This is a genomic window from Paenarthrobacter sp. CM16 (genome assembly GCF_013179505.1).
GTDB lineage: Bacteria > Actinomycetota > Actinomycetes > Actinomycetales > Micrococcaceae > Arthrobacter.
On record NZ_JABMCX010000240.1, the window covers coordinates 1 to 7,122 of the forward strand.

The 7,122-nt window shown below is 59.4% G+C and carries 7 protein-coding genes; 5 read left to right on the forward strand and 2 right to left on the reverse strand.

All coding sequences use genetic code 11. The features are described from left to right. Nucleotides 1-110: 110 nt before the first annotated feature. Nucleotides 111-926, reverse strand: coding sequence for a carbohydrate ABC transporter permease (locus HP499_RS18095; protein WP_172325578.1), 816 nt, complete (start codon nucleotides 924-926; stop codon nucleotides 111-113). After that, nucleotides 923-1,870 carry a carbohydrate ABC transporter permease gene (locus HP499_RS18100; RefSeq protein ID WP_216660138.1) on the reverse strand — a complete coding sequence of 316 codons (948 nt, stop codon included), beginning with the start codon at nucleotides 1,868-1,870 and terminating at the stop codon, nucleotides 923-925. Before HP499_RS18100 ends, HP499_RS18095 begins: the two co-directional genes overlap by 4 nt. A 134-nt stretch (nucleotides 1,871-2,004) precedes the next feature. Here HP499_RS18100 and HP499_RS18105 point away from each other — a divergent pair, with 134 nt between their 5' ends. The 5 genes from HP499_RS18105 to HP499_RS18125 form a co-directional block, all read left to right on the forward strand. Beyond that, nucleotides 2,005-2,721 (forward strand): MgtC/SapB family protein, encoded by a 717-nt coding sequence (locus tag HP499_RS18105; protein ID WP_309138418.1) that lies wholly within the window; start codon nucleotides 2,005-2,007, stop codon nucleotides 2,719-2,721. A gap of 39 nt (nucleotides 2,722-2,760) precedes the next feature. Next, nucleotides 2,761-3,900: a substrate-binding domain-containing protein gene (locus HP499_RS18110; protein ID WP_172325580.1), complete on the forward strand. Its 1,140-nt coding sequence runs from the start codon at nucleotides 2,761-2,763 to the stop codon at nucleotides 3,898-3,900. Between the two features lie 88 nt (nucleotides 3,901-3,988). Beyond that, entirely contained in the window at nucleotides 3,989-4,603 is a 615-nt protein-coding gene (locus HP499_RS18115; RefSeq protein ID WP_172325581.1) for a 2'-5' RNA ligase family protein, read from the forward strand. Nucleotides 4,604-5,248: 645 nt separating this feature from the next. Continuing rightward, a complete protein-coding gene (locus HP499_RS18120) occupies nucleotides 5,249-6,643 on the forward strand; it encodes an aspartate ammonia-lyase (RefSeq protein ID WP_309138419.1) in 1,395 nt (464 codons plus the stop codon). 86 nt (nucleotides 6,644-6,729) lie between these two features. Next, nucleotides 6,730-7,122, forward strand: a 393-nt coding sequence (locus tag HP499_RS18125; protein ID WP_172325583.1) for a CapA family protein, incomplete at its 3' end; no start/stop codon positions are given.

A 7,122-nucleotide genomic window follows, 5' to 3' on the forward strand; every position in this document is an offset into this window, starting at 1 on the left:
GCCTTCGGATTTGACTGTCGTTTGTGTCGTTTCGCTCGCGCAGCCGGTAAGGCCTACAATCAGGGCGGCCGCGGCGCCCACGGCGCCAAGGCGGAGGGACAAAAGGTGTTTCATTTCACTGCTCCTTCGGTGATTCCCCGTGCGAGGAATTTTTGACCCACAAGCACCAGGATGATTGTGGGAATACTGACGATGATCAGGCCGGCGAGGCCTGCCCCTATATCTGTGTCCGCTTCGTCGAAGAGCGCTTTGACGCCTACTTGGACGGTGCGCGCTTCGGGGGATTCGGTGACCAGAAGCGGCCAGAGGTATCCGTTCCAGGCGGCGATGGCGGAGACCAAACTGACGGCCATTACGGTGGGTTTGGTCAATGGGATGAGAAAGCGGGTGAGGAATCTGATGGGTCCCACGCCGTCGAGCCGGCTGGCTTCCACAATTTCAGTCGGGAAACTGAGGAATGACTGGCGCAGCAGGAAGATTGAATATGCGGACGCGATGAAGGGAAGAAAGACGGCCAGCAGGGTATCGAAGAGGCCGAGGCTTCTGATCGTGAGGTAGTTGGCGACGACGGTGGCCTCGTTGGGGATCATCATCGTGACCAGGTAAAGGCCCAAAATGAGGGTTGGCCGCTTGAAACGCCCAAAGACAATCGCGTAGGCCGCGAGCAAGCTCGTGAGTACCTGTAGTCCGGTCTGAGCGATGAGCACCAACGTGGAATTGAGGATCTGTTGGAACAGCGGTGCCCGGTTGAACGCTGACACAACGTGGTCCCACGTAAAGCCGGTGGGGATGATGTCCAGGAGTGTCCCGGTCACTGCGGGGGAGGGCCTGACTGCACCGAATGCCACGTACGCGATGGGGAGAACGATTACCAGGGCGACGGTTGCCAGATATGTAAGGAGCGCTATTCGGGTTGCCGATTTCATTTGTAGTTGACCCTTCGCTCGAGCACGCCGAATTGGATCGCGGTGAGTGCCAGTATGAGTATGAGAAGGACGATCGATAGGGCCGAAGCTGCACCGTAATCGGCCGTGCCTCCGAACGCGGCGTCGTATATGTCCAGCACGAGTGTCTTGGTGGAATCGGCCGGCCCGCCGCCGGTCAGGACGCTGATCACAGTGAATTCCCTCAGGGACTGAATTGATTGCGTCACAACGATGAAGAAAAGCGTTGGTGTGATGAGCGGAAGTGTCACTGACGTTAACTGGCGCCAGAATCGCGCTCCGTCAATAGCGGCGGCTTCGTAGATTTGTGTCTCAATGGAGTCGAGCGCAGCCAGAAGCAAAAGAACAGTGAAACCGAGGGCGGTCCACACATCGACCATGATCACGGAGATCAGCGAGATGCTGGTCGACGTCAGCCATCCCACGTTTTCGCCGCCGAACGTATTGGCGATCACGTCGAACAGGCCACTGGATGGGGTCATTAGTGCCCGGAACGCTAAGCCCGCGACGGCCACAGACACAGCCATCGGCACGAGCGCCGTGGCCCGGAAGATAGCTGTACCGCGGAGCCTGGATGACAACGGGACGGCAATGGCCAGACCGAGGAGAAGTTTGCCGGTGACGGACCCGGCCATGAAGGCCACCGTCGTCCCCAGAGTCCGCCAAAAGTCAGGATCACTGAGCATGTCGGCGTAATTCTCGCCGCCCACAAAGCCCTTGGGCTGCCCGAAGAGGTTCGTCGTTTGCATGGACAGGAACAGTGTCCGCAGCAGCGGCCAATAGTCGAACAGGGCTATGGCGCCGAGACTGGGGATGAGGAACAGAACAGCCCAGAGATGGGGACCCTTACGGCGCCGCGGCGGACCATTGCGGCCCTGCGGCGGCATGAGCGCCGGTCTTGATGGATTCGATTGAAGCGCAACCATGATCATTCTCTTCGTTGGAAAATTGGACTATTGTGAAAAGTGTAGGGAACGTTCCCTACATAGACAACAGATTTTGGTGAAGTTTTCATGAACAGGCGTCCGGCCCCCACTGCCAGCGCCGGGAAGGCAGATGATTGCTGCACATCGATTGGATCAATAATTCAACGCTGACAGAGCTCGCGCTATTGGGGATGGCGTACGTCTTTTCGGCACTGGTGGGGATAGAACGCCACCGCCAGGTCAAGAGCGCGGGTCTGCGCACGCACACGCTGGTAGGCCTTGGCGCAGCGGTGTTCACCTTGGTATCCGGATACGGCTTCAGCGCCATAACAACCTCCGATGTCATTCTGGACCCATCACGCATAGCCGCGCAGATCGTTTCGGGTATCGGCTTTCTGGGCGCCGGCGTCATCTTTGTGCGACAAAACGTCGTCTCCGGCTTAACGACCGCAGCGTCCATCTGGGTAGTCGCGGCGATTGGCATGGCTTGCGGGGCCGGCATGCCGGTGCTCGCTGCGACAGGAACAATACTCCACCTGCTCACGGTGACTCTGCTTACACGGGTCGCCCGTCAGATTCCGGTGGCCGGCAGGGGTCGGGACCTAACGGTCCATTACGGCGACGGGCAAGGCACCCTCCGAGTCATCCTTGAGCGGGCTACTGAGCTTGGATTTGAGGTGGCTTTGAAAGGAACCCGCCGCCAGGAAACGGCCCGTGCCGGCACCGTCATTGAGGCCAATCTTCGCTTTAACCGTGGCAGAGTCTCGATCGACCATCTGGTTGAACAGCTCACAGACGTCTCCGGCGTTCAGCGGGTCGTCAACGCCACGGACGCCGACAGTTCCCTGTAAGAATGAGTACGCAGGCCAAACACGACAATAGGAGCTGGCATGACTTCCCCATCCGCGCGGGAGCAGGCAATCGGCCGAGTTGCGGCCGGTGAGTCCGTCAAGGACGTCGCGCTGCGCTTCAACATACAACCAGTCGCTTTGCAGCGCTGGGTGGCGGAGGAAACGGGTGTTGAAGGACTGATTCCCGCTGAACAACCAGCCGTACGCAACGGCCACGTGACGATCGTTGACGTGGCCCGACGGGCCAACCTTTCAAAGTCCGTCGTCTCACGGGCACTCCGCGGACAATATGGTGTCAGTAACGAGGCCCGTAAGAAGGTTGAGCAAGCTGCCCGCGAGCTGGGCTTCGTGTTCAACGCGGCCGCGCAAAACCTTAGCTCCTATCGGACGAACACCATAGGGGTCTTGGTCCGGGACGCTTCGGCCGCCTTCTACGGCGAGATGCAGAGTGCGCTCCAAAAGAGAGGGACCCAGGTTCAGAACCGCGTCTTCATCACGTCCGGGGCCTTGGACAACCACGACGAGAGACGGGCCCTTGAGGATCTGATTGCCCTTCGCGTCGATGGCCTCATCGTGTGTAGCGGAAGACTGCCCGCCGAGGAAGTGAAGCGATTCTCAGACCGCTTCCCCGTCGTGGTTGCCGGGCGGCCGGAAGCCGATCCGGCACTGAACAGCGTTTTCGGAGACGAAGACGCTGGAGCGGCCGACTTGGCGCAGCACCTCATTGACCTGGGCCACCGGGAAATCGGTGTACTTCAGCCATCTATTAGTGCCTCGCCCATACTCCACCGGCGTACGAACGTCATGGCTGAGGAACTGACGCGACGCGGCGCCATCCCTCACCTCCTTCCTGTTGAGTCAGCAGAATCCGCGCCGGAGTCGCTGGACTCAACCCCCGGAACAATCACCGCCCTCATGTGCCCCAACGACCGCTACGCTGCCGTCTGCCTGGAACTCTTCGAACAGGGGCGGCCACGGCTTGCCATCACCGGATTCGATGGGGTGGGAGGACTGGCCAGCAACCTCATTGGCATTACAACCTGGCGCCAGCCCATCGATGAGATAGGAACCGCTGCCGTTGATCTGCTCATGAAGGTGATCGCTGAACCCGGACGGCCTGTTGAACGCCTCGCCATTCCCGGACAGCTCAGGGCCTCGCGGTCCACGGCGGCGATCTAGAAATTACCCTCTGGACAACCAGCAGGCTTTATTGGATCATCGTAGGGAACGTTCCCTACACTTCCGGAATAGACCATAGGACAGCAAAATGACGACGAGATACACGTACGGTGTCTACCTGCGACCAGACCCGCTCACCTGCAAAGCCGTTTCCGACCTCACCAGCTTGGCTCGTCGTCAGTTCGGCATTGTCTCGGCTGCCGCCTTCCCGCCGCATGCAACCCTTGCCGGGGCCATTCCGAGCAAGGCCACTGAAGATGACCTGGTCTCCGCACTGGACCCTGTCCTGAGCACCACCAGTGCAATTGAGGTCCACAACGCCGGCATTTGCCGACACAACGTGGCCATTACCTTCGATGTTGACCACACCATCAGCGGGCAGAAGAACCAAGCCATCAAGGACTTGGCTGTGGCAGTCAATGCAGCACTGGCGCCCTTGACTGAAAGCGGCGAGGGGTTGCGCGCCAAGCCCTTCGACGCCGACAACTTCCGCGCCCACCTCTCGTTGGCCTCACACGATCTGGATGCAGCTCCTCATCTGCGCGAAGAGGTTGAGTCATTCCTGCGGGCGTTGCCCCACAGCGCCCCCTCGGATTTTGTGGCCAACACTGTAACGCTCTTCCGGTTCTACAGTAGTGACTGGGCAGGGGAGTGGTGGCACGACCTCCAATGGACACATCTGCGTTCTTGGATCCTTAAGTAGCCCGGAAACCATCAGTGGCGGCATGCCCTGGGGAAAGAATGCAGATGATCAAGCCAGACATTTTTCAACATCACGGCCCCACGGGACTCCTCGTCACCGTCGCCTCGGCTGCGGACATGGAGAAGCACCTTACGTCCGCCGTCGAGCAAATCAGGACATCTACACATTGTCGAACCTTCGGGATAATGGTGACGCGTCAAGGACCTGGGACGTTCGTCGTTGATGTGAGCCCCGACGTCCCCGCCGGCACGGTCTACGAACGAGACGCAACCTGAAGCTGCGGGTAGAAGTCCTGGAGCTTGGACTCTGCGGGAAGGACCCTGCAGCCTGGATTCGGCAGTGGTCGCAGATGATCTCCCTCCCCATCAGCCCGCCGTCCTTGGATCAACGATTGACACGAAACCCAGCGTGGCCAGTGGCGAAGCAGCAATTCTCGGTTCAGGCTGGACCTGGGTCGTGCCGACGTGAGCCCGAAGGCGCGAGCGGCCCGAGCTGGGCCCTAATGCTGCTTCTTAGATTGCCTCGGTGCCGGTAAGTATCCCCGCCTTGGGGCGTGTCTGGAGCGAAACTGACTTGAGGACTCGTGCTGTAGCCCTTCCTGCCTGCAGTTTGCTGGGAAGTGGGGGTGGGCGGCAATGCGAAAGGATAAATGTGCATAGAACTGAGCGTGACATGCTGGGACCGCTCCAGATCCCAGAAGACGCGTACTACGGGGTGCATACGCTCAGAGCGAGCAGGAACTTCCGGGTCACTGGTTCGTCCATTTCGGAGTTCCCAATGCTTCTGGCAGCGCTGGCAGCTGTAAAGGAAGCGGCCGCGATGGCCAACTCCGAGGTAGGCGGCCTCGATGCCGTCCGGACACAGGCCATTGTCCAGGCATGTCAAGAGATCCGGGCGGGAGCCCTGCACGATCAATTTATCGTCGATCCGATCCAAGGCGGCGCAGGTACCTCCACAAACATGAACGCCAACGAAGTCATAGCCAACCGGGCATTGGAAATATTGGGCCTCCCCAAGGGATCGTATTCGAACCTCCATCCGAACGAGGATGTAAATCGGAGCCAGTCCACGAACGATGTCTACCCGACTGCGCTGAAAATCGCAGCGATCACCGCAGGTGCTGACCTCATCGAAGCCTTGCGGCACCTTCGTCTTTCCTTTGAGCGAAAAGCAGTCGAGTTTGCAGACGTGATCAAGGTTGGCAGGACCCAGCTTCAAGATGCTGTGCCCATGACGCTGGGTCAAGAGTTCGCCTCATATGCCACCATGATGGGGGAAGATGAACTGCGGCTCGGGGAGTCCTTGGTGCACCTGCACGAGATCAACCTTGGAGCGACTGCCATCGGAACGGGAATTACCGCTCCCCCAGGGTACGCCGAAGCCGCCAGGCGGCACCTTCAACGCATCACCGGCCTGCCCGTTGTCACCGCCCCAAATCTTGTGGAGGCCACACAGGACTGCGGAGCTTTTGCGCTGTATTCGGGAACTCTCAAACGGACGGCGATAAAAGCTTCCAAGATATGCAACGACTTGCGGCTGCTTTCCTCGGGCCCTCGCGCCGGCCTGTCAGAAATAAACTTGCCGCCCAGGCAGGCTGGGTCCAGCATCATGCCCGGAAAGGTCAACCCCGTCATACCGGAGATGGTGAATCAGGTCGCGTTCGAGGTTGTCGGAAACGACGTGACAGTCACAATGGCCGCCGAAGCAGGGCAACTTCAGCTCAACGCCTTTGAACCAATCATCGCCTATTCCATCTTTCGGAGCGTCGCGCACCTCACGGAGGCGTGCACGACGCTGGCTGATCTATGTGTAGATGGCATCACAGCCAACAAGGAATTCCTGCGGTCCCAGGTCGAGTCCTCCATAGGGGTTGTGACGGTGCTGAGCCCGCACATTGGATACGAAGCCTCCGTCGAAGTTGCCCAAGATGCTCTTCGAACGGGTCGCTCAGTCACAGATTTGGTAATCGAGAAGAACCTTCTCCCAACAGAGGTGGTTCTCATGAGGTTGTCACCGGAGATGCTGCTCGGTGCCGGATAAGCCAACCGGCGACCACAAACCACTCACCGTGCCCCGATTCAGATCAAAATAAGGAAACTCATGAACACCGTAGTGGGAGTCAGCTAATGACAGAACAGGCCGAGAGCGGATCTCAAGCGAACGATGGGCGGCTCACCGAGGCATGGATCGAGGCCAATGTTCCGGACGGCTTCACCATGGTGGCTGTGGGAGACCTCGTCGTAGACGACGTCCTGGCACCCCTGCTCCAAAGCCAGTCCCCTGAGATGATGGCCATCCTCAAAGGAGCAGACATAACTTTCGGCAACTTTGAGGGCAATGCCATTGACCTTGAGAAGTTCGGGGGATGGCCGGATGCGGACCCGGGAGGGTCCTGGCTGATCAGCTCGCCCCGGGTTCCAGCGGACCTGCGCAGCATGGGCTTCGACCTGGTGGCGCGGGCAAACAATCACACGACCGACTGGGGCGTTGCTGGCATGCGCTACACGGACCGGTTGTTG